This window comes from Flavobacterium sp. UBA7680 (assembly GCF_002482975.1).
In the GTDB taxonomy this organism is placed as follows: domain Bacteria; phylum Bacteroidota; class Bacteroidia; order Flavobacteriales; family Flavobacteriaceae; genus Flavobacterium.
In genome coordinates, this window is the sequence record NZ_DLHA01000041.1 from 11,885 (window position 1) to 34,713 (window position 22,829).

A 22,829-nucleotide genomic window follows, 5' to 3' on the forward strand; every position below is an offset into this window, starting at 1 on the left:
GAAAGAAAATTCATCTCTATTTTAGCTTTCCTGATGTTCCAGAAACGTGTTATTTAATTTTTCGTACAGCAGGTTAAGCTTTGTAAAATTAATTTCTAATTCTTCTTCTTTAAAAGAATCACCCGTAAAAGCTTCATTTTCGTTTTTAGAATGGGCATTTAGGCGCTCATACATTTTATCAAGTTCGGAATAAGCATAATTAATATTAATAAACGAAATAAATTTTTCTACAACCTGTTTCATTCCATCATTATAATAAAGAGCCGTAACATTCTGATCTGTTTCGTAAAAACTCAGAAAGCCTTCAAAATATTTCTCTAAAACTAAAGCTCCATATTGCTGAAAACTTATTCTATTTATTTCCTGAGCCGTAATTCCAAAAACACTCGGCGGCAGTAAATTGGGAACCATATGCATTCCCATCTTTTTTTGATGTGATTTCAAAACTTCAGTTGGATTTCTATAAAGCAGCGCAAAAGGTGTTTCAGCAAAAATGCTTCTTAAATAACCCGCATTAAAAATGTGCCAGGCATCCAGTTTTAAAATTAAATTGTTTTGTTCCGGAAATCTTTTCTGTCCTAATAATTTAATAACCGCTTTTAAAAGTGCTGACTTTTTATCTAAACCAAACAAATTACTTCGTAGAATTTCATCCACAATTGGCGCTTCAGAAACCATAATATTTTCTGATGAAGTCGCCAGAGACTGACTCAGCATTGTAGAACCACACCTTGAAACGTGAAATACTAAAGATTTTAAATCGACCGAAACTATTTCTTCAGACCACTCTATAACATTTTCAGGAGTACTAGTTACTTTAAACGGTTTTGAATTGCATTCGTGTTTTCTGCATTTTAAAATAGTTTCTTCAAAAAAAGGCTCGGCATATTTTAAATCTCCCAGATAAATCCATTCAAAATAGATTTCATTATTTTTTTCAATTAACTTATAAGGAATCCAGTTAGAAAGAGGATGATGTATGTTTTCCATTGGTAATTTATTTTATTTTGACTGAAGATCTGCGATAATTTTGGCTGTCATTTCTGACGGATTCCGCGAAAGTTCAGCAATAATCTGCTGTTTTATCTCATCAGAATATTCATTTTTATTTGAAGAAGCATGAATATCAAAACCAATTTCGGCAAATAATTTATCAGACCATTCATTTCGAATGCAGTCAAGAGTAAGATGAATTCGCGGTTCGGTGCTTTTATTTTCAACACTATGCGGGAGCTGAAAATTGGCATACCAGCATTCTCCCATTTTCATAGGAATTAGTTTTTTATCTACATAAAAAAAGACCTCAGAGTTTGTAATGATAGGAATATGAATTCTAAAAAATCCATCTTCATAAGAAGTATCATTATCCACATGTTCTTTTATTTCGCTGTTTGGCCCTAATCGCAGTAATCGCACGGCTTCTTTTTCACATTGAAACCAATCCATAATTTCTCTAAAATAATGGCAACGATCCAGCAGCGGCGTATTTTGGTATTCCTTATTTGAAAAAGAGGTAATATCGTTTACCAAACCCGATTGTGATCGTAAAGAAACACTTGTCCAGTTTCCCTCGTACCGGTTGGTGTTAAAATGCGGAGTCCATAAATCATTTTCGCAAATTGTAAGTTCTTGCTGTAATTTTTCTATCGAAAAGGTAATAGGAAGTAGGCTCGACGAAGGATTCATAAGCTTAGGGTTTAATTTGAGATTGGTTTTGGTCCTGTAAATATATAAAATACACCAACCCAATTGTCAAATAGATAAGCAAAATTTTACAAATTCAGGAATCCGTTTTTTAAGATTAAAGATCTTTCCTTAAATTGTCAATAATGAAGTCATAAAGTTTATTTGTTGAAAAAGATACTGTTTCTAAATCGGTTTTTAAGATTAAATCTGCCTTTTCGGGAGTTTCAAAAACATCACTTATTCCGGTAAAATTTTTAATTCTGTTAAGATCATCTTCTGGCAGTAACGCTTTTTTATATAAACCTTTCGGATCTCTTTTGATCAAATTATTTATCGAACAATCTAAAAAAACAGTTCGTACAAATTCGTGTGTTCTTAATTCATTTCGCAGACTTTCGTACGGATTTATAACCGACATTAAAGTAATGGTATCTTCGGCAACAAAATTTCGTCCCACATTAAAAAGGCGTCGCACATTCTCGCAGCGATCTTCTTTAGAAAATCCTAAATCTTTACAAATTGTTTTTCTGTAAACATCGCCGTCAACAATTTCAGCTTTATAACCGTTTTCGATTAATAAATGCCGAACATTTTGGGCCAATGTCGTTTTTCCTGAACCTGATAATCCTGTAAACTGAATTAAAATCATTTAGAATTTCTTTTGTTTTTATGAGGCATTAAAACTAAATAATCTGCAAAGTCAAAACAATAAGTATAATTACGGTTTTATTGTCTCTCAAAAATATTAAAAAAGAATCGTGCAAATGTGCCGTTAGGCACATAATATCGGTAGATATTTAGGATTCGGTATTCTGTGTCGTGCCGTAGGTACGTGACAAAACGATAGCTGTTGCGTACCTACGGCACGCTAAATTTGGTCCCATTTATATTTTCTACCGATATTTAGTGCCTAACGGCACAAAGCTTATACTTTAAATTGGTTCACAAAAATTATTGTTTTAACTAAAACAAATGTACCGTTAGGTACATAATATCGGTAGATCATAACGTTCGAGGTTCGTTGGCGTGCCGTAGGTACGCAACATAACGATAACTATTACGTACCTACGGCACGTTAAATTTATTCCAATCCTTATTTTCTACCGATATTTAGTGCTTACAGCACAACTCATAATTCGCATAAATTACTATTTTTATCTTCTAATAAATTTTAGAATGAAAAAGAAACTTGTTGTTTTAACCGGCGCCGGAATTAGTGCCGAAAGCGGTATTAAAACCTTTCGTGACAGCGATGGTTTATGGGAAGGTCACGACGTTATGGAAGTCGCAACTCCCGAAGGCTGGAACAAAAATCAGGAATTGGTTCTGGATTTTTACAACAAAAGACGCCAGCAGCTTAAGGAAGTGCAACCCAATTTAGGACATCAAATTTTAGCCGAATTAGAAAAAGATTTCGATGTTTATATCATTACTCAAAATGTTGACGATTTACACGAACGTGCCGGAAGTACTAAAGTTTTGCATTTGCATGGAGAATTATTAAAAGTAAGAAGCGTTAGAAACCGAAATTTAATTTTAGACTGGACTGAGGATTTACTGACAGGTGATTTAGACGAAAACGGACATCAGTTACGCCCGCATATTGTGTGGTTTGGTGAAGAAGTCCCTGCACTGGAAGAAGCAATTGATATAACCGAAACGGCAGATTATTTCGCAGTAATTGGAACTTCATTACAGGTTTATCCTGCGGCAGGTTTAATTTCGTATGCTCCAAGTACAACACCTGTTTTTTATATTGACCCAAAACCTATTTCAATTCCCAATATTCGAAACAAAGTGGAAGTTATTGCAAAAGTTGCATCTGAAGGCGTTGCAGAATTAAAAGAAAAATTAAAATCGATTTAAGAACACATAATTTAATTTATTGAACATAATTATTGAACACGAATTTCACGAATTAGCACGAATATTTTGTGTTATCTAATAAGTAAGTAAAAAAATTAGTGTCAATTCGTGAAATTCGTGTTTTATCTACTTTTTCCCTTTTAAAATACTTTCAATTGACTTTGTGATTACTTTAAATCCGCAAATTCTGTTTATATTTGCACCTTTCGAAAAACAACATAACAATGACTACTCTAAACGAATTGAATGCTATATCGCCAATTGACGGAAGATATAGAAATAAAACTCAAAATTTAGCACCTTTCTTTTCTGAAGAAGCTTTAATAAAATACCGTGTACTGGTTGAAATTGAATATTTCATCGCTTTATGCGAAATTCCTTTACCTCAGCTTTCTGGTGTAAATTCAAACTTATTTGACAGTTTAAGAAATATCTATAAAAATTTCTCTACTGAAGATGCGCTTTGGATTAAAGAAACAGAAAAAGTAACCAACCACGACGTAAAAGCCGTTGAATATTTTATTAAAGATGCTTTTGAAAAATTAGGATTATCTCAATACAAAGAGTTCATTCACTTCGGATTAACATCTCAGGATATCAACAATACTGCCATTCCGCTTTCTACAAAAGAAGCTTTTGAGCAGGTGTATACGCCATCATTAATTTCTGTAATTTCTAAATTAAAAGAATTAAGCGTAGAATGGAAAGATATCCCAATGCTGGCACGTACGCACGGACAGCCGGCTTCTCCTACTCGTTTAGGAAAAGAGATTTTAGTTTTTGTAGAGCGTTTAGAAGAGCAGATGCGTTTGTTATTCAATATTCCGTTTGCGGCTAAATTTGGCGGTGCAACAGGAAATTTCAATGCACATCATGTTGCATATCCGCAAATTGACTGGAAAAAATTCGGAACTAATTTTGTTGAAAGCGAATTAGGTTTACAACATTCATTCCCAACAACTCAAATAGAACATTACGATCATTTTGCTGCGTTTTTTGATGGTTTAAAAAGAATCAACAATATCATTATCGATTTAGATCGTGATATCTGGACGTATGTTTCAATGGATTATTTTAAACAAAAAATCAAAGCGGGCGAAATTGGTTCATCGGCAATGCCGCATAAAGTAAACCCAATTGATTTTGAAAACTCTGAAGGAAACTTAGGAATCGCTAATGCTATTTTCGAGCATTTATCTGCAAAACTTCCTATTTCAAGATTACAGCGTGATTTAACAGACAGTACAGTTTTACGTAATGTTGGTGTACCAATTGGACATACTATTATTGCTTTTGAAGCTACGCTGAAAGGTTTAAACAAGTTATTATTAAACGAAAGCAAATTTGCTGAAGATTTAGAGAAAAACTGGGCGGTTGTGGCAGAAGCAATTCAAACGATTTTACGTCGTGAAGCATATCCAAATCCGTATGAAGCATTAAAAGGTTTAACAAGAACTAATGAAGCTATTGATAAAAATGCAATTCATAATTTTATTGCGACTTTAGAAGTTTCTGATGCTGTTAGAGCCGAATTAATGCAGATAACTCCTAGTAATTACACAGGAATCTAAAGAAAACCTAAAATATTTTGTCAAAAAAAGCTATCTTTATCGAGATAGCTTTTTTTTTAACCCGGAGTATCCAGATTAGTTCACCTGAATTGATTTTAGTAGAAGTTTAGTGAACTTTTATAAGAAATAAAAAGCTGGATTATACTCCTGAAAAATACCACGTTTATGATTGCCTTAAATGCCGCTGCAGAAACTACACACCATTTACAACCTTTAATTAGTGATCTGGGATTAATCCTGATGACTGCCGGAATTGCCGTTCTAATATTTAAAAAAATGAAACAACCACTGGTTTTAGGATATCTGATTGCAGGATTCCTGGCCGGAAACCATTTTGATTTTTTCCCTTCAATAACCGACATGAAAAGTGTGGAAGTCTGGGCAGAAATTGGGGTTATATTTTTATTATTTAGTTTAGGACTTGAATTTAGTTTTAAGAAACTAATGAAAGTAGGCGGAACTTCATCTGTCACAGCAATTACCCAGATATTATTCATGACACTAGTTGGTTATTGTGTTGGACAATGGATGGGCTGGGGAAAAATGGACAGCATTTTTCTCGGGGCTACGCTTTCTATTTCCTCAACAACCATTATTATCAGGGCTTTTGATGAATTGGGAGTCAAAGGAAAAAAGTTCGTTGGGATTGTATTTGGAGCTTTAATTGTTGAAGATATTGTCGCCATTTTAATGCTCGTTTTACTATCGACAATTGCCGTGAGCGATCAGGTTTCGGGCGGTGCGTTAATACAATCGGTTTTAAAACTGGTTTTCTTTTTAATTATCTGGTTTTTGGGCGGAATCTTTATTATTCCAACGATTTTAAAGAAAGCCAAACATCTTTTAACCGATGAAATGCTGCTAATTATTTCCTTGGCATTATGTTTAATGATGGTCATTTTTGCCGCAAATGTTGGTTTTTCTCCGGCTTTAGGAGCTTTTATTATGGGTTCTATTATTGCAGAAACTACAATGGCCGAAAAAATCGAACATTTAATTCAGCCTGTAAAAGATTTATTTGGTGCTGTGTTTTTTGTATCGGTAGGAATGTTAATTAATCCCGAAACATTGGTTACGTACGCACTTCCGGTGGCTTTAATTACACTTTTAACCATTTTCGGAAAAGCATTTAGTTCCTCTATTGGAGCTTTACTTTCGGGACAGCCACTTAAACAATCTGTTCAAACCGGAATGAGTTTAGCGCAAATTGGGGAATTCTCTTTTATTATTGCAACACTTGGAATGACTTTAAAAGTGACAAGTGATTTTTTATATCCTATAATTGTGGCCGTTTCAGCCATTACAACTTTTACAACTCCGTTTTTAATTAAATATTCCGAATCTTTTGCGCAGGTTTTAGAACAAAAAATGCCTAAAAGATGGGTCAAAAATATTAATCGATACAGTTTAAATGCACAAGCCATTAAATCTGTAAGTACCTGGCAGGTTGTACTTCGATCGTCTATAACCCAAATAATCCTGCATACGATAATTATAACTGCTATTATTTTATTATCATCAAAATTCATAGCCCCTTTAGTTGCCGATACAAGATTCGGAAACACTTTGGCCGCACTTATAACTTTAGCCGTAATTGCTCCGTTTTTATGGGCATTATCGCTGCGTCGTGTAAAAGTAGATGAAGTCGAAATACTTTGGGAAGAACGTAAATATCGAGGCGCGCTTTTAATGCTTATTTTAATCAGAATGAGCCTTGGATTATTTTTCGTTGGATTTTTACTGAATATCTTCTTCTCGCCTTTAGTCGCTTTTGTCGCCTTGATTATTGCGATTGGAGCGTATCAGCTTTTTCCAAAAAAACTAAACGAGCAATATCATAAAATCGAAAATCACTTTTTGAAAAACCTCAACGACCGCGAAAACAAAAAAATTGACAGACGTTATGCCAATTTAATGCCGTGGGATGGTCACATGTCTATTTTTGATATTGGAAAAGAATCCAACCTTGCCGGAAAAACACTTGAAGAATTAAAGATCAGGGAACTTCTGGGCATCAACATTGCTTATATACGACGCGGTGAAGTTACGATTCCAATTCCGTCAAAAAACGAACGTTTATTTCCCGGAGATGAAATCTGCGTAATTGGTACCGATGCACAAATTACCGAGTTTACCAAATACCTGACCCAAAACGAAATTGAAGCCAAAACAATCGAAGAATCTGAAATTGTATTACGTCAGCTTGAAGTTTCGCAGGAAGAATTCACCCAAAAAAGCATCGGTCAATTTAGAGGAAAAACCGGCGGAATGGTAGTAGGAATTGAAAGAAACGGAAATAGAATCCTAAATCCTGAATCGAGTTTACTTTTACAACCCAACGATATTATCTGGGTAGTTGGAGATAAGAAAAAGATGGGTGAGCTTCTAAGAGGCTAAGATTCTGAGATACTAAGTTTTTTTCTTTACGAATATATCTTAAAAAAAGGCGCTAAATTTCTAAGCCAATAAGAGTTTAATCTCTCAAAAAACTTAGAAACTTAGCACCTTAGTATCTTAGTATCTTTTAAAAAAAACTTAGAATCTTAACGCCTTAGTATCTTAGTAACTTAGAACCTTATTTATTCGGCTGCGGTGTAATACGCAAATAAGGTTTAATTGCTGTATGTCCTTTTGGAAATTTCGCCGGAATATCACTATCTGGAACGGCTGGTGTAATTACAACATCTTCACCATCTTTCCAGTTTGCCGGAGTGGCTACGCTGTAATTTGCAGTCAATTGTAAACTGTCAATAACACGAAGCAATTCGTCAAAATTTCTTCCTGTTGAAGCTGGGTAAGTTAGAGTCAATTTGATTTTTTTATCGGCACCAATAACAAAAACAGAACGTACTGTAAACTTATCGCTCGCATTAGGGTGAAGCATATCATACAGCGTTGCTATTTTTTTATCTTCATCGGCAATAATTGGAAAATTAACCTCTGTATTTTGAGTTTCGTTAATGTCTTTAATCCACTCCAGGTGCGACTGTAAACCGTCTACACTCAAAGCTATAACTTTAGTATTTCTTTTTGAAAATTCCGGAACATAGTTCGCTACAGTTCCCAATTCAGTTGTACAAACAGGAGTAAAATCTGCTGGATGCGAAAATAAAACGCCCCAAGAATCTCCTAACCATTCATGAAAATTGATTGGTCCTTGTGTAGTTTCTGCCTGAAAATCCGGAGCTATATCGCCTAATCTTAATGTTGACATAATTTATATTTTTTAGTTCCTCTAAAATTAACTAAAAAATGCATTTAGAAAACATTCAATTTCTAAAAAAAAGTTAAAATTCTACATTCTCTATCTAATTACTATTTTAATCTGGTTTTAACACATAGGAACATAGCTTTTTGGAATCTTAAAAAGGCGTTTCACTTGCATTAACAAACATAGGCTATGTGTGAGAAACTAGTTTCTTTTGATCTTCTCTTTTGGACAAGAAAAACTATGTTTCTATGTGTTAAAACAATTACACAACAGTTTATAATAAATTAAATAAACCCCACCACAAAGTACCAAATAGCAAGAGTTACAAACGAAATAGGAATCCCGAAACCAATCATCATACTGCTTAATTTTGGTTTTAAACCATAAGTCGAAGCCAGAATTGCGCCTGTAATCATAGGCGCCATGGCGATTTCTATAATCGTAATTTTTATCGCTTCAGAACGCTGGTTAAAAACAAAAACATAGAGAATAAAAATAATCAGCGGCGTTACAATAAGACGGAAGAAAAGTCCGAGGCGTAAAAATTTCCAATGCTTGCTTTTTCGATCAAAAGTCAATTGTAATCCAACCGAAAATAAAGCCAAAGGCGTAACCAAACTTCCTAGTTTCAATAAAAAAGGCTGAATATTTGAATCTAAATCATAATCAAAAACGTTGAGCAAACACGCCGCAACGAATGTAATAAATGGAGGAAATAAAAGAATCTTCTTCGAAATGCTTTTAAAATCCGGACTCCCTTTAGAATAAAAAGCCGCCACAAAAACACCCAAAGTCGAAACCACCACAAAAGTTCCCGGCTGATCTACCAAAACTGCTGTTTCTAAACCCTTCTTTCCAAACAAAGCCTCAACAATAGGATATCCCAAAAATGACGAATTACTTAATCCCGCAGTCAGGATCAAACAGCCAATAAGTTTATTTGACCAGCCCAGTCGTCGCCCTAAAAAATGAAAAAATATAAAAGCCAGAAAAAAACTAATCCACCCCGCTCCTATCGGGAACAATAATTCGTTGCTCCATTTTATTTTCGGAATATGATATAGCGTTATCGCCGGAAGGCAGACATAAATAACAATTTTATTGATCGTTTTATAAATATGAGTTGGAAACCGCTTTACATTCTGCAAAAGCAATCCTAAAAATAAAAAGAAGAATATTATAATAAAGTTGTTCATATCAAGGGTTCATGACAAAAATAGGGATTTATAAATTGATGTATAAAACAAATTACATCCCTTCTCTAAGTTTTTTGTTATTTTATTAATTTGGCAAAGGCGCAGAGACTTTGTCATTCGACGAAGGAGAAATCTCCGCAAGTAACTCCGCAGCGAGAATCCAATCTTTGTCGAGCTTCTCGCGGAGATTTCTCCCATCGGTCGAAATGACAATATTATCTTCAAACTTTGCGTTTTTAACATTAAGCTTCGGATTATGTGCGAGAAACTAGTTTCTTTTGATCTTCTCTTTTAGACAAAGAAAAACTATGTTCCTATGTGTTTAAAAAAAATTATACATCCTCACACAGAAACAATCAGAATTAATTTTTAGTTAAAATTTGTTTTTGTGTTCTAAAACTTACTACATTTGTAACATATTTTATTACAGTATGCTTTCAGGTAAATTTGCTATTACGATTCACATTCTTACGCTCCTCAATAAATTTCCGAATGATTATTTATCATCAGAATATATTGCAGGAAGTATTAACCTGAATCCGGTTTTGGTTCGAAAAGAAATTGCAAACCTAAAAGCACATCATATTGTAGAAAGTAAAGAAGGAAAAAACGGCGGTACAAAACTGGCTGTAGATTCATCAAAGCTGACTTTAAAAGAAATTTTTGAAATGACTTTTGAAACCATCAATCTCGGTTATGCTAAAAATCAGCCCAATCCCGATTGTCCTGTGGGGAAAAAAATCAATCAGAATCTGGATGCTTTATATGCCGACATGAATCAAAAAGTGAGTGCACAATTGCAAGGGATTTCTTTAGAAGATTTTTCGAACCAGTTTTAAAGCTATTTTTTTACACTAAACTGTAACATTTTTTATTACTAAATAAATTTATATATTATGAAAATCGCAATTATTGGAGCTACTGGATTTGTAGGCTCAGCAATCTTAAACGAATTAGCAGGCAGAAATCACGACATTACTGCTATTGCAAGAAACCCTAAAGACACCGCTGGCATTAACTGGAAAAGTGCTGATATTTTTAATGTAAACGAACTAGCAGAAATTTTAAAAGGAAACGATGCCGTTATCAATGCGTACAATTCAGGATGGACAAACCCTAATATTTATGATGATTTTATTGCCGGATCAAAAGCGATTCAGGAAGCCGTAAAAAAATCGGGTGTTAAACGTTATATCACTATTGGCGGCGCAGGAAGTTTGTTTGTTGCTCCGGGTTTACAAGCGGTTGATACGCCAGATTTTCCAAAAGAATTTTATGCCGGTGCGACTGCAGCGAGAGATTATTTAAATATTTTAAAAGAAGAAAAAGAGTTAGACTGGGCATTTTTTAGTCCTGCTTTCGAAATGCACCAGGGCATTACAACCGGAAGAACAGGAAAATATCGTTTAGGTTTAGAAAATCCTGTTTTTAACGACGAACAAAGAAGTATTTTATCTGTAGAAGATTTAGCAGTTGTAATTGCTGATGAAACTGAAACCCCAAAACACCATCAGGTTCGTTTTACAGCGGCTTATTAATTTTTTTTGCCACGAATTACACGAATTTACACGAATTAGATTATTTCTTAAGTTTCGTATGTCATCCTGAGCGAAGTCGAAGGACACACAAGTAACTCATAATCAAAATTGATAATCTTTGTCAAGCTGATTACGTGTCCTTCGACTTCGCTCAGGATGACAAAAAATATGATAACAAATTCGTGTAAATTCGTGTAATTCGTGCCAAACTAACTTTTTGAAACTGTTTTTGTTTTCTGTACTTTTACAATATTAAAAAAGCATTTTGTCAAGTTTAAAGAAACAGTCGGGCAGTTTAACTGAAAAAGCTGGAATTTCATCTCCTGAAATCACCAATGTTTCGGCTATCCATCAAATCAAAAACAAACGCAGACAGCAGCCTTCTGCTTCGGAATTAATATCTGGAATTCTTTCCGGAAATATAACAGCGCTGAGCCGTGCGATTACGCTTATCGAAAGCACAAATCCTGAACACGCCGCAAAAGCAGACGAAATTATAAAAGGCTGTCTTCCGCATGCTAATAAATCAATCCGCATTGGAATCACTGGTGTTCCCGGAGTAGGAAAAAGTACTTTTATTGAGGCTTTCGGAACTTATTTGACTCAGGCAGGAAAAAAAGTAGCTGTTTTGGCAGTTGATCCCAGCAGTTCAATTTCGCACGGAAGTATTCTGGGCGATAAAACCCGAATGGAAGAATTAGTAAAAGATGAAAATGCTTTTATCCGTCCGAGTGCCTCTGGAGAAAATTTAGGCGGTGTTGCCCGTAAAACCCGGGAAACAATTATTTTATGTGAAGCCGCAGGTTTTGACACGATAATTATAGAAACGGTTGGTGTGGGTCAAAGTGAAACCGCTGTTCACAGTATGGTTGATTTTTTTCTTTTACTAAAAATTTCCGGCGCAGGCGATGAACTTCAAGGCATTAAAAGAGGTATAATGGAAATGGCAGACGCCATCGTGATCAATAAAGCCGACGGTGATAATATCAAAAAAGCCAATCAGGCAAAACTGGAGTTTAATAGAGCCTTGCATTTATTTCCGCCAAAAAAATCAAACTGGCAGCCAAAAGTTACGACTTGCAGTGCTATTACTAAAGAAGGTATTTCGGATATCTGGAACACAATTTCTGATTATTTCGAAATGACGAAAGAAACGGGTTTCTTTCAGGAAAAAAGAAACGAACAAAATCATTTCTGGATGATGGAAACCATCAACGAACAATTGAAACAAAATTTCTACAATCAGCCCGAAATCATTTCATTATTGGAACAAAATAAAAAAGCGGTGCAAAATAATGAAATATCACCTTTTGCAGCCGCTCAGTTTTTATTAAGTGAATATAAAAAGCTCTTAACTCCTTAAAGCTTTTTTTAATATTTCATTTATTTTACATTAATTGAGATTGTATAAGAATCTTCACTTTGTTTAATAGGATATTTACCAGGAACTAAAATATCTGAATTGAATTTTAAAGGTTTAACTAATTCCGGAGCTATAGTTTGTCCTTCCGGTATTAAATAAACTTCACCATTACGTAATAATCCTTTTTTATGTTCTTCTGTTAAAGCACTTTTTTGAATTGTCATGACAAATTTCTCGGCTTCATTTGTAACACGCACTGGTGTTCCATCAGTGTTTGGCTTAGAAAAACCATAGGTCTTCCAATCGTAAAAAACAAAATTACAAAACCCTTCCGGCTGACTGCAGTCAATATTATGTGCTCCCCAAGCATGCACAATAACGCCTTCATAGTGAGGTAAATATCTATGAGTATTTGGTTGATTTTGCTCCTCAGTGTTTGATAATTGAGCATTTTGATCTTCACTTGAATCGTTGTTACAGCTTATAAAAAAAACTGCAAACACAAAAACTAACATCACTTTTAATACTTCAGATTTTTTAATCTTTTTTTGTTGTAAACTTTTCATAATAAATAATTTAATTGACCCTTACTCTATTACTGGCTTTTCAGGTTACGCCTTTTGATTTAGTATAGATCAATTAAATTTATTTTTTGTTACCTTTTTTGTTTGAATTTTAACACAAAAAAAAGCTGCTAAGTATGAAATTACATACCTAACAACTGTACTTCAAAAAACATTAAGATTTTTTATTCACCATATAAGTAATATAAGTTCATTTAAATAGCGCGCGCCAAAACTTAAATTTTCTTATATTACTTATATGGTGAAAAACCTATTTTTTTCTCAGTTTATATTTATTTTCCTTGTATAAATTTCCTGCTGTAATAACATGTGCTAACGCATCTTTTGCTAATTCCTCGTTTAATTTTACTGGAATTAAAGTCGTATCGTTTTTAATTTCGAATTGAAGCGGTTTCAAATTTGGCTGCATAATTACAACTTGATTCTCTACTCTAAAAGCGTTGATATCGTTGAATTGCATAATCGATCTCCCCTGCACTTTCGGATCTAGTTTATTTAGGTTTCTGCCCACCATTGGTGTTTCAAACGGAAGTCCTAAATAACTTAATAACGTTGGCGGAATATCGATTTGACTTGCCAGTCTGTCATAAACTGCACCTTTTGGAACTCCAGGTCCCATAATAAATGCCGGAATATGGAATTTATTTATTGGCACTAAATTCTTTCCGTAAGTTCTGGTATTATGATCTGCGATTACAATGAAAATCGTGTTTTTGAAATACGGTTCTTTTTTAGCCATTTCGAAGAATTTCCCAATCGAGAAATCGGCATATTTCATGGCGTTGTTTACCGTTGCTGCTTTTTTATCAAATTGTTTTATTCTTCCAGCAGGATATTCAAACGGTTCGTGATTTGAAGTTGAAAACATTAAAGAGAAAAATGGTTTATCTCCTTTTGATTTAAAATAATTATTGGCTTTCGTAACCAAATCTTCATCAGAATAACCCCAAGTTCCCTTGAAAGCATATTTATTTCCATCTGATTCAAAATCTTCCTGATCTACAATATCACTGAAACCATTTCCGTTGAAAAACGAAGCCATATTATCGAAATTCGCCATTCCGCCATAAATGAAACTGGTATCGTACCCTTTTTGTTTTAAAGCGTCGGCAAGCGTGAAAAATCCTTGCTGTGAGTTTCCAAGTTTAACCACACTTTCTGACGGTGACGGTAAAAATCCGGTTACAACAGCTTCTATTCCGCGAACGCTTCTGGTTCCGGTGCAATATAAATTGGTAAACAATAATCCTTCTTTTGACAATTTATCAAATTCCGGTGTTAGCGGTTTTCCTCCTAAAATTCCAACGTATTCTGCGCCTAAACTTTCTTGTAGAAAAATCACCAAGTTATATGGTTTTTTCTTAACCGAATCTGGCTGTTGTACATGCAGAAATGGAATTTCGGCATCTGTAAAATCTGTCGGGCCTGCAATCATGTATTTTTTTACACGAGCAATGGCTTCGGCTTCATCCATTTTTCCGTACATTTTTGTGTTTCCTTCATTCTTAATTGAATAAGCGGCAAAAGCAACGGTGTAAAATGAATTCAGTCCTAAAGTATTTGTCAATTGATCTGTCGAGAAAACAGCGTTACTGGCATTGATAGGACGTTTTGAAGTAAGACTTGAACGTGCTCCAAAAAACAATAAAAACGCTACTAATGGAAAAGCTATTAGTTTAAATTTATATGGAGTACTCGTTGTATGAAAATATTTTTTTCCTTTTTTGAAGGCAAAATAAATTACCACTCCTAAAATCAGAAAAGTCACAATGATTGAAGTCAGGTAACTTTTTAAAAGCATTCCAACTACTTCTTTAGGATAAATTAAATAATCTAAGAAAATCTTATTCGGACGTGTGTCGTATTGTTTTACGAAGTCCGGCGAAGCTAATTCTACAAAAAGAATCAGAAACAGGAATAAGAAACTGTAAATTACCAAAAACTTATTGGTAAATTTCAGCCAGTTATTAGGCAGAAAAGTGATTAAAACAGCTGGCAGAAAGGACAAATAACAAAGTAAAATTAAATCCATTCGCAAACCGATTGGAAAAATATACCAGAAATCAGGCGTCTGCTCTACCCTTTCTTTAAAAAGGAAAAATAAAAATATTCGGCTTAAGGTTGTAATCAGTAATCCGATTAATATAAAATTGAAAATAGGTTTTAAATAACTTAATTTTTTCATTAGATAATTTATATTAGTTTTTGGTTGAGATTGTGAAGTTGCAAAGTTTTTGTTTCACGCAGATTTTAAAAGATTTGAGCAGATATACGCAGAATTTTGTTCAGCAAATTTTAAAATTAAATCTGCTTAAATCTGCAAAATCTGCGTGAAAAAATCCCAGAAACATAGAAGACGCACTGCTGTGCGCCTCTACAGATGCCTTTTTACTCTTCGTAACGGTTTATTTCTCTGTCGTAAAATTCATTGGCTTTAACGATAAGGCCTTCCATTTCGGCATTTAATTCTGCTCCATCAAGATCTTCTGCTTCTTCCATAAATTCAACCTCATCATCTTTTAAGTTGATTATAAATCTTGGATAATCAAGGTGAATGATGAAAATATCATCTGGAAAATCAGTATTATCGCCAAGTAAAAATTTAGGTAAGTCCATTTTATATATGTTTATTTTTTTAATTTATAATGTTTGTTTTTTGGCCCACAGATTTTACAGATTAGTGCAGATGAAACAGATTTATTAAAAAACACAGCGTTCATCTGTATCAATCTGTGATATCTGTGGCCTATATTCTAAGCTTCAAATTTAGTTATTTGCAAATGAATTTGAGATTAATTTCTTTGTGAGATAATGAAAGCGCATGTAGAGGAAAATTGCCGCTGTGGTTAATCCTGCCAAAAGCCCTATCCAAACTCCTTGTGCTTTCCAATCTGTATATTCTCCTAAATAATACGAAATAGGAAAACCAACAACCCAATAGGCTACAAAAGTGATATACATAGGGATTTTTACATCCTGTAAACCACGTAAAGCGCCCAGAACCACAACCTGGACTCCGTCTGAAATTTGAAAAATGGCAGCAATCAATAATAATTTTGAAGCGATTTCGATTACTTCGGTATTGTCTAGAATTTGTCCGCTGTTTTCCATATTTAAAAAGATGTGCGGAAAAAAATCATGAAAAACTACAAACAGAAACGCAAAAAATGTTTCGATAACAATGGCAAGTAAAAATATCGAACGAGCTACAACAACAAGGTTTTTATAATCCTGTAATCCTCTTTGGTTACTTACCCTAATCATCGACGTTACGCTCAATCCCATCGCAAACATAAAAGTAAGTGACGACAAACTCAACGCAATTTGATTGGCAGCCTGACTCGTTTTACCAATATTTCCGCAAAGCCAAATGGAAGCGGTAAACAATACGACTTCAAAAAGCATTTGCATGGCAGACGGAAATCCTAAGTTTATTATTTTTTTAAGCGTTGCGCTTTTAATTTCGCTGAAACTGAAATTTTTAAAAAAATGTTTTAAATCATCTCTTCTTGACAGCATAATGTGCATGAACATTACCAGAAATATTCTCGAGATCACGGTACCAAGCGCCGCACCAATAATTCCCATTTTAGGAAAAATCCAAATACCGTAAATCAACAGATAATTTATCCCTACGTGAAGTACGTTTGCCATAATCATAGCATACATCGAGTATTTAGTCATCGATTTTCCGTCGGCAAATTGTTTATAACCCTGATACATTACTAAAGGAATCAGCGAGAAAGCAACCCAGTCTAAATATGGTTTTGCCAATACAATAACTTCTTTAGGCTGTTCTAATAATTCCATTAATGGTTTTGCCAAAACAATTAAAGTAAAAAGCAATAACCCAATAATGGCACATAAAAATAAACCATGATGAAATGCAGAACGAATTTTGCCATCATTTTTTTCAGCATCGCCTTCGGCTACGATGGGCGTAATGGCTGTAGAAAAACCAATTCCTAAGGACATGGCAATAAAAATCATACTGTTACCAAGTGAAACTGCCGCCAATTCTGTACTTCCTAATTTCCCTACCATTATATTATCGACAATACCTATTAAGGTATGCCCAACCATACCTAATATAATAGGATATGCCAGTCTGAAATTATACGAAAACTCTTTGGTGTACTGCTTTAAATTCACTTTAATACTTTTTTAGTGGGCAAAGATAATCAGAAGCTTCGAATTCTATCCTATTAATAAAAAGATAAGCCAATTTTAAGGCTAAAATTAGCATACCGTAATATTATATAACGATTTTTAAAAATTATATAACAAGTCCAAAAGGCCTCTATTCTACTTTTACATTATTAATAATTCAAAGATATATGCCATGAAAAAATTACAGTTTATATGCCTCGCTGCATTCGCATTTTTATATTCTAATGCCAGTTTTGCTCAAGATAATGCAGCAACAAATTACGATCAGGGTTTTAGATTAGGAATTGGTTTAAACGGAGGTATCCCAACTGATACTGACGATTATGATTTTTCAATTGGTGGTGACGTTCGTTTACAATATGACTTATCTAAAAGAACATCTTTGACATTAACTACAGGTTTTACAAACTTGTTTGTGGGGGGTAAAGATGAATTAGGAAACAACATAAAAGATTTAGGATTTATTCCTGCAAAAGCTGGTTTTAAAGCTTTTTTCTGGGAAGATCAATTTTATGTTCTGGGTGAAGTAGGTGCCGGTTTTGCAGTAACAAACGGGTATAATGACACCACATTTTTATGGGCTCCAGGAATTGGGTATGCCAACAAATACATTGACGTGAGTGTCCGTTATGAGGACTACGACAAGTTCAATACCAATCAAGTTGCGCTTCGTTTAGCGTATGGTTTTGATCTATAAAAAGAAAAGGTTTATTTTATTTTTTTGTTTTTGGTAACAAACCCGGAAGTTTTCATAGTCTTCCGGGTTTTGTATTTTATTAAAGTATCGAAAAATAAATACTTTACAAAAATTTCCATTTAATTACCATAGATCAAATAGTTTATTACTGTTCCGTTTTTCTGCCACAGATTAAAAAGATTTTTTGCAAAGGCTATTCTAAAAAAACAATCAGTGAAAATCCTTTAATCTGTGGCAAAATAAATATAATGCAGGTTTCTGCTTTCCTACAACAAACCCGACAGGTTTTAAAAACCTGTCGGGTTTAATGCGTTGAAAAAATTATCTAATTATCAAATTGGCACATTATCTAATTCTTATTTAAGAACTTTTTATCCGTCAATGTTTGCATAAAGGCTATCAGCTGCTTTTTTTCTTTATCAGATAAATTCAATTTGTCTTCGGGCAGTGTTTGATTTGGGACATCAAATCCTAAACCTACTCCTCCGCCCTGATCATAAAAATCTATCACTTCTTCCAGCGTTTTATAAACTCCGTTATGCATATAAGGAGCTGTAAGTTCTATATTTCGTATCGTTGGTGTTTTAAACGAATGCTTATGAATAGCGGCCTGCGTGATTACAAACTTTCCTAAATCGCCATCCAGTTTTTTACTTTTATCAGGAACTCCTAAAATTTCGCTTTCAGATCTGTCAAAATTTGGCGGAACCGTTCCGTTTGTTAACGGAATAAAATGGCAAGTTGCACATTTACCTTTTCCGGCAAATAAATTAAAGCCTGCTTTTTCATCTGCCATAAAAGTTGTTTTATTCTGCATGTAATCATCAAATTTTGAATCATAATGACTCAAAGAGCGAATATAAGATGCCAAAGCATTTTTGATGGCAAATTCGTTTATTTCACCTTTTGGAAAAGCTTTTTTGAACTCTTTTACATAGTCAGCATTTTTTTGAATTGCCAAAGCTGATTCCTCTAAAGATCCATGCATTTCGTTTTCATTTTTAATTACTGCAACTGCCTGATCTTCGAGATAACTTACTCGCGAATCTGTAAAAAACACACGCTGAAAAGCAATATTTGTGAGCGTAGGTGTATTACGCTGAATCATTGATTTTCCGTCTAATGTAACTGCCCTTTCTAATCCGTCTGTAAAAGCTTTATCAGCATGATGGCACGAAGCACATGAACGTGTATTATTCCCCGACAAAATTGGGTCATTAAATAACTTTTTACCCAGAGCGATTTTTTCGGGCGTTGTTCGATAATCTGGGAAACCCGAAAAAGCTTCGGGATCAAAAGCGTCTTTGTCAAATAGCGTTTGGGCTGTTGGCTTTAAACCTCTTTGCTCTTTCATTAACGGAATTCCTAACTCTGTCTGCGTTTTATAAAGTTCTTTACTTAACGGATTTAAAATTTCTTTGATAAAATAAGCACGATCAAATGCATCAAAATTGTTGTTCGCATGCAAATACTTTTTCCCTTTTTCTAAAACTTCAAGAACTTGTGCAGAATTTGAAATCTCTTTATTCTCCAGATAAACACGATAGTATTTTTCGATTGTTTCCAAAGCTGTTGAAGCTTCCGGAAGTGAGTTCAACACAACAGGCGAATCAAACCCCGTAATTCCTAAAGTTATAATTCTATAAACTTCTAATCGCATGGCATCAAAAACATGAGCATCTGTCAATTCATTTGAATTTGAAACTTTTTCTAACCGAATTAAATTTGCCGATAAAACGCCTAATTCCTGAAGCAGTTCTTTTTTATTGTTTTTATCGTATTTAGGAAAAACTAATTCTTCAACAACCTGAAATCCTTCAGGGGAAACCGTTTTACTATCATTTTCTTCAAACTCAGGTATCGCCGGTCCGTTAATCGATTTAGAAACTGCCGGCGAATAATACTCACTTAGCAATTCGACTTTTTTGTAACTTTTATGTGCTTCGAGAAATTGTTTCTGAATTTGAGCTTCTGCGGCATCAGATGCTACTGAATGTTTTAGTTCATTAACTTTTTCGATTAATAAAGTAATGTCTTTTTGAAACAATGTATTTATTTCCTGATGTTTGTCTTTTTTCTGACAAGCAGCAAACACAAGCAGGAAGAACAAACAATATATTTTTTTCATAGTGTTTAATGACAATTAAAAGAGGAATAGGTAGAAAAAACAGAAACCACTACCTCAAATTGAAATAGTGGATAACTGCTTTTCGATAACTTAACAATTTATCTTGCCAAACCTTGTATAACTACAATTTGACTTGCCTGGTTTTCTTCAGGACGGTTTGCTCCGCCATCAGGTTTTAAATATTTTGTACCAGTCCATGAGTGAGGCTGTATACTTAACATAAAAGTATCTGGAATACCTAATTGTTCGGAAACATCAATTAATGCCCCATATTCCCAAACTCCTTTTTTGCTTGGATCAAGATCCTTTGTAGCCACATTATATTTAGCAGCATCTGTTGCTGTACGACGGTGATCTAATTCTACCACGACTTTCAAATCTTTAGTTGCAATGTTGTATTGATAGATGTAAGCATCGTGAGTTTCATCTCCGTATCCGTTTGCATCTTCTTCAATGTAAACGTAGTTTTTAGTCACACAAATGTTATCTGGGTTTTGGAATTTACCAGCAATTCCGCTGCGGTTATCACCGTCAAGAATCACTTCAAGAGTTCCTTTTAACGGGTCAGCGGCATCTAGATTTAATCTGTAAACTCTACCGTATTTAGTTCTTGAACCATCGGCATTAGTTTTATTAATATCTTGTCCAGTTACGTTAAAATACAATTCACGATCTGCATTATCCCCTCCTTTACGGTAATCTAAATCTTCTACACGACCAAATTTAACCGCTTTCAAAGTATTTACAGCCGCATTAATCTGCGCTCCTGTAAGTGTTTTATGATCGTCAATTTTTACAAACGAAACCGGATAAGTTTTACCAGTCTCCATATCTTTTTCTCTCTGGTTGTCGTCATTTCTTTTTAGCATATACAAAGAACCATTGGTTAAATCACCCACAGTATTTGATACATACATGAAAACCTGACCACCATAAGTTCCAGAATCGTCATCTCCAATTACAACAACCGTTTTACCTTTATAAGCAGCACTACGTAATGGCAAAGCATTCTCTGCACTTAAACGTCCGAAACCGGCTAATTCTTTAGATACAGATGCCGAACCTGCGCTTCCATAAGGATCTAATGCATGTGTACGAGATTCTTCTCCAGATTCTCCACAAGTTAAATAAACTGGTCCAAAACCATGTTCTGCTTGTGTAGCCATAGTTGCGCCGCACAATCTCCAGGTTCCTCCGCTAGAATTTAATAAATATTCTCCTTTTGTAGGTTTGAATGTTTTATCAAGTGTAATTCTTGAAACTGCATAGTTATCTTCGTTGTTTACCAAAAAAGTAAAAGTTCCATCTGTGTTTTTCAATAAACCAGAACCATCTGCAGAACCTCCAAAAACATATTTTGGACTATCTGGAAAAACGTCGTCTGAACTAAAAAGAGAATAAATCTTCAGATTCTCAAAACCTGCTTGTGCCTTTAGTAAACTTGGCGTTACAGATTGATCTTTTAACACAACACTTGTTGTTTCTGTTTCATCTTTAGAATCGTTGTTATTACAAGATGTAATAACCGAACCTAAAATAAGTAGAGGTAAAATAATTCGTTTCATTTAGCTAAATATTGGTTTTTATTTTTTTACAAAGTAAATCCCTACTCTTTAACTTAAAATGACTTTGATATTATCAAAAAAATAAGGCTTTAAGCAAAAACGCCTTACAGTATACAAAAAATTAACATTAATTTAGTAATACAAAATACACTTAAACTTGCAGTAACATAAAAACAAAAAAAGAGTCTTACTTTATGACTCCCAAAAAATAAACCCGACAGGTTTTAAAACCTGTCGGGTTTATTGAAGAAATTATCTAATCATCAAATTGACACATTATCTAATTCCTAACTTTTCTCCAAAGTCTTCTTATACGTTTCAAAATTGTCTTTAATTTCTTTAGGTAATTCCGGAACCTGAATATCCGTGTATTGTTTCATCTCTTCCCAAATAATCTTCGCTACAATATAACGCGCCATATCTTTATCATCTGCTGGAATTACGTACCAAGGCGCATTTTCTGTCGAAGTCTCATTTATCGCTTCTTCATAATATTGCTGATATTCGTCCCAATGTTCACGTTCTTTTAAATCGCCCGGAGAAAATTTCCAATTGTGTTTCCCTTCTTCTAAACGACGAAGTAAACGATTCTTTTGTTCGTCTTTACTTAAATGCAGAAAAAACTTCATGACAACTGTTCCGTTTTCAGTGACGTGTTTTTCGAAGTTATTAATATGCTCAATTCGTTTTTTCCAGAATTTAGGTTTAATATCATCAACCGAATTAATTCCCGGTAAATTCTCTGCCAGAATAAATTCAGGATGCACTCTCGTCACCAAAACATTTTCATAATGTGTTCGGTTAAAAATCGCAAACTTTCCTTTTTCAGGCAAAGCAATATAATGACGCCATAAATAATCGTGTTCTAGTTCAGTTGAATTTGGAGTTTTAAAACTATGCACCACAACCCCGCGCGGATTAAATTCTTTAAAAACTTCTCGAATCAAACTGTCTTTTCCTGAAGTATCCATTCCCTGAAGGCAAATCAAAACTCCATATTTATTGTGCGCATACATTACATCCTGAAAATCACTTAATTTTTCTTTTACTTTTTCCAGTTTATCTTCTTTCTCATCATCGTCGGCATCAATATCTAATAAAGTTGGAAGCTTACTTAATTTAATTTTATCTGTGACTTTAAAATCTTTCGGGTCTATTGATTTCATATTTTCAAATTTTGTATCATAAATATAGTAATTTTACTGATTGTGATAGCTATCGGAACTGCTATTCATTACAATACTTTTCAAACAA

At 34.1% G+C, this 22,829-nt stretch carries 19 protein-coding genes; 7 read left to right on the forward strand and 12 right to left on the reverse strand.

Annotated features, from left to right (window positions below; translation table 11 throughout):
• Positions 1-21 precede the first annotated feature (21 nt).
• The 3 genes from B3C18_RS18040 to cysC form a co-directional block, all read right to left on the reverse strand.
• A complete protein-coding gene (locus B3C18_RS18040; RefSeq protein WP_291149759.1) occupies positions 22-990 on the reverse strand; it encodes a sulfotransferase family protein in 969 nt (322 codons plus the stop codon).
• Positions 991-1,002: 12 nt separating this feature from the next.
• The gene (locus B3C18_RS18045; RefSeq protein WP_291149762.1) at positions 1,003-1,686 is read right to left on the reverse strand and encodes an aspartyl/asparaginyl beta-hydroxylase domain-containing protein; all 684 of its coding nucleotides are present in this window, start codon (positions 1,684-1,686) and stop codon (positions 1,003-1,005) included.
• 115 nt (positions 1,687-1,801) lie between these two features.
• A complete protein-coding gene (gene cysC, locus B3C18_RS18050; RefSeq protein ID WP_291149765.1) occupies positions 1,802-2,335 on the reverse strand; it encodes an adenylyl-sulfate kinase in 534 nt (177 codons plus the stop codon).
• A 527-nt stretch (positions 2,336-2,862) separates the two neighbouring features.
• Here cysC and B3C18_RS18055 point away from each other — a divergent pair.
• The 3 genes from B3C18_RS18055 (at position 2,863) to B3C18_RS18065 (ending at position 7,520) form a co-directional block, all read left to right on the forward strand.
• Complete coding sequence (locus tag B3C18_RS18055) at positions 2,863-3,552, forward strand: SIR2 family NAD-dependent protein deacylase (protein WP_291149768.1); 690 nt, start codon at positions 2,863-2,865, stop codon at positions 3,550-3,552.
• A 224-nt stretch (positions 3,553-3,776) separates the two neighbouring features.
• Positions 3,777-5,123, forward strand: coding sequence for an adenylosuccinate lyase (purB, locus tag B3C18_RS18060; protein ID WP_291149771.1), 1,347 nt, complete (start codon positions 3,777-3,779; stop codon positions 5,121-5,123).
• A 165-nt stretch (positions 5,124-5,288) separates the two neighbouring features.
• Entirely contained in the window at positions 5,289-7,520 is a 2,232-nt protein-coding gene (locus tag B3C18_RS18065; RefSeq protein WP_291149774.1) for a cation:proton antiporter, read from the forward strand.
• Between the two features lie 178 nt (positions 7,521-7,698).
• Here B3C18_RS18065 and B3C18_RS18070 read toward each other — a convergent pair whose 3' ends face one another.
• Together B3C18_RS18070 and B3C18_RS18075 are read right to left on the reverse strand one after the other, a co-directional pair.
• Entirely contained in the window at positions 7,699-8,337 is a 639-nt protein-coding gene (locus B3C18_RS18070; protein WP_291149777.1) for a peroxiredoxin, read from the reverse strand.
• 281 nt (positions 8,338-8,618) lie between these two features.
• Positions 8,619-9,530 (reverse strand): AEC family transporter, encoded by a 912-nt coding sequence (locus B3C18_RS18075; RefSeq protein WP_291149780.1) that lies wholly within the window; start codon positions 9,528-9,530, stop codon positions 8,619-8,621.
• 431 nt (positions 9,531-9,961) lie between these two features.
• Here B3C18_RS18075 and B3C18_RS18080 point away from each other — a divergent pair, with 431 nt between their 5' ends.
• From B3C18_RS18080 to meaB, 3 genes are all read left to right on the forward strand, one after another.
• Positions 9,962-10,369 (forward strand): RrF2 family transcriptional regulator, encoded by a 408-nt coding sequence (locus B3C18_RS18080; protein WP_056201713.1) that lies wholly within the window; start codon positions 9,962-9,964, stop codon positions 10,367-10,369.
• A gap of 57 nt (positions 10,370-10,426) precedes the next feature.
• Positions 10,427-11,068: an NAD(P)-dependent oxidoreductase gene (locus tag B3C18_RS18085; RefSeq protein WP_291149784.1), complete on the forward strand. Its 642-nt coding sequence runs from the start codon at positions 10,427-10,429 to the stop codon at positions 11,066-11,068.
• Between the two features lie 265 nt (positions 11,069-11,333).
• Entirely contained in the window at positions 11,334-12,431 is a 1,098-nt protein-coding gene (gene meaB, locus B3C18_RS18090) for a methylmalonyl Co-A mutase-associated GTPase MeaB (protein ID WP_291149787.1), read from the forward strand.
• Between the two features lie 20 nt (positions 12,432-12,451).
• Here meaB and B3C18_RS18095 read toward each other — a convergent pair whose 3' ends face one another.
• From B3C18_RS18095 to B3C18_RS18110, 4 genes are all read right to left on the reverse strand, one after another.
• Complete coding sequence (locus B3C18_RS18095) at positions 12,452-12,997, reverse strand: hypothetical protein (protein ID WP_291149790.1); 546 nt, start codon at positions 12,995-12,997, stop codon at positions 12,452-12,454.
• A gap of 268 nt (positions 12,998-13,265) precedes the next feature.
• Positions 13,266-15,200 (reverse strand): LTA synthase family protein, encoded by a 1,935-nt coding sequence (locus B3C18_RS18100; RefSeq protein WP_291149793.1) that lies wholly within the window; start codon positions 15,198-15,200, stop codon positions 13,266-13,268.
• A gap of 203 nt (positions 15,201-15,403) precedes the next feature.
• A complete protein-coding gene (locus tag B3C18_RS18105) occupies positions 15,404-15,631 on the reverse strand; it encodes a hypothetical protein (RefSeq protein ID WP_291149798.1) in 228 nt (75 codons plus the stop codon).
• Positions 15,632-15,781: 150 nt separating this feature from the next.
• The gene (locus B3C18_RS18110) at positions 15,782-17,167 is read right to left on the reverse strand and encodes an MATE family efflux transporter (RefSeq protein WP_291149800.1); all 1,386 of its coding nucleotides are present in this window, start codon (positions 17,165-17,167) and stop codon (positions 15,782-15,784) included.
• 190 nt (positions 17,168-17,357) lie between these two features.
• On the opposite strand from B3C18_RS18110, the gene B3C18_RS18115 reads away from it, so the two are divergent.
• Positions 17,358-17,882 carry a hypothetical protein gene (locus tag B3C18_RS18115; protein ID WP_291149803.1) on the forward strand — a complete coding sequence of 175 codons (525 nt, stop codon included), beginning with the start codon at positions 17,358-17,360 and terminating at the stop codon, positions 17,880-17,882.
• A gap of 349 nt (positions 17,883-18,231) precedes the next feature.
• On the opposite strand, the gene B3C18_RS18120 is transcribed toward B3C18_RS18115, so the two are convergent.
• The 3 genes from B3C18_RS18120 to B3C18_RS18130 form a co-directional block, all read right to left on the reverse strand.
• A complete protein-coding gene (locus B3C18_RS18120; protein ID WP_291149806.1) occupies positions 18,232-20,010 on the reverse strand; it encodes a cytochrome-c peroxidase in 1,779 nt (592 codons plus the stop codon).
• Positions 20,011-20,108: 98 nt separating this feature from the next.
• The gene (locus B3C18_RS18125; protein ID WP_291149808.1) at positions 20,109-21,575 is read right to left on the reverse strand and encodes a hypothetical protein; all 1,467 of its coding nucleotides are present in this window, start codon (positions 21,573-21,575) and stop codon (positions 20,109-20,111) included.
• Positions 21,576-21,862: 287 nt separating this feature from the next.
• Positions 21,863-22,741, reverse strand: coding sequence for a PPK2 family polyphosphate kinase (locus tag B3C18_RS18130; RefSeq protein ID WP_291149810.1), 879 nt, complete (start codon positions 22,739-22,741; stop codon positions 21,863-21,865).
• Positions 22,742-22,829: the final 88 nt, after the last annotated feature.

What these genes read in the sequence shown, in the direction of transcription:
- purB (WP_291149771.1), top strand. Translation starts at nt 3,777, where the DNA reads ATGACTACTCTAAACGAATTGAATGCTATATCGCCAATTGACGGAAGA.
- cysC (WP_291149765.1), bottom strand. Translation starts at nt 2,335, where the DNA reads ATGATTTTAATTCAGTTTACAGGATTATCAGGTTCAGGAAAAACGACA.
- B3C18_RS18125 (WP_291149808.1), bottom strand. Translation starts at nt 21,575, where the DNA reads ATGAAACGAATTATTTTACCTCTACTTATTTTAGGTTCGGTTATTACA.
- B3C18_RS18130 (WP_291149810.1), bottom strand. Translation starts at nt 22,741, where the DNA reads ATGAAATCAATAGACCCGAAAGATTTTAAAGTCACAGATAAAATTAAA.
- B3C18_RS18040 (WP_291149759.1), bottom strand. Translation starts at nt 990, where the DNA reads ATGGAAAACATACATCATCCTCTTTCTAACTGGATTCCTTATAAGTTA.
- B3C18_RS18070 (WP_291149777.1), bottom strand. Translation starts at nt 8,337, where the DNA reads ATGTCAACATTAAGATTAGGCGATATAGCTCCGGATTTTCAGGCAGAA.
- B3C18_RS18120 (WP_291149806.1), bottom strand. Translation starts at nt 20,010, where the DNA reads ATGAAAAAAATATATTGTTTGTTCTTCCTGCTTGTGTTTGCTGCTTGT.
- B3C18_RS18105 (WP_291149798.1), bottom strand. Translation starts at nt 15,631, where the DNA reads ATGGACTTACCTAAATTTTTACTTGGCGATAATACTGATTTTCCAGAT.
- B3C18_RS18075 (WP_291149780.1), bottom strand. Translation starts at nt 9,530, where the DNA reads ATGAACAACTTTATTATAATATTCTTCTTTTTATTTTTAGGATTGCTT.
- B3C18_RS18085 (WP_291149784.1), top strand. Translation starts at nt 10,427, where the DNA reads ATGAAAATCGCAATTATTGGAGCTACTGGATTTGTAGGCTCAGCAATC.
- B3C18_RS18115 (WP_291149803.1), top strand. Translation starts at nt 17,358, where the DNA reads ATGAAAAAATTACAGTTTATATGCCTCGCTGCATTCGCATTTTTATAT.
- B3C18_RS18045 (WP_291149762.1), bottom strand. Translation starts at nt 1,686, where the DNA reads ATGAATCCTTCGTCGAGCCTACTTCCTATTACCTTTTCGATAGAAAAA.
- B3C18_RS18055 (WP_291149768.1), top strand. Translation starts at nt 2,863, where the DNA reads ATGAAAAAGAAACTTGTTGTTTTAACCGGCGCCGGAATTAGTGCCGAA.
- B3C18_RS18065 (WP_291149774.1), top strand. Translation starts at nt 5,289, where the DNA reads ATGATTGCCTTAAATGCCGCTGCAGAAACTACACACCATTTACAACCT.
- B3C18_RS18100 (WP_291149793.1), bottom strand. Translation starts at nt 15,200, where the DNA reads ATGAAAAAATTAAGTTATTTAAAACCTATTTTCAATTTTATATTAATC.
- B3C18_RS18095 (WP_291149790.1), bottom strand. Translation starts at nt 12,997, where the DNA reads ATGAAAAGTTTACAACAAAAAAAGATTAAAAAATCTGAAGTATTAAAA.
- B3C18_RS18080 (WP_056201713.1), top strand. Translation starts at nt 9,962, where the DNA reads ATGCTTTCAGGTAAATTTGCTATTACGATTCACATTCTTACGCTCCTC.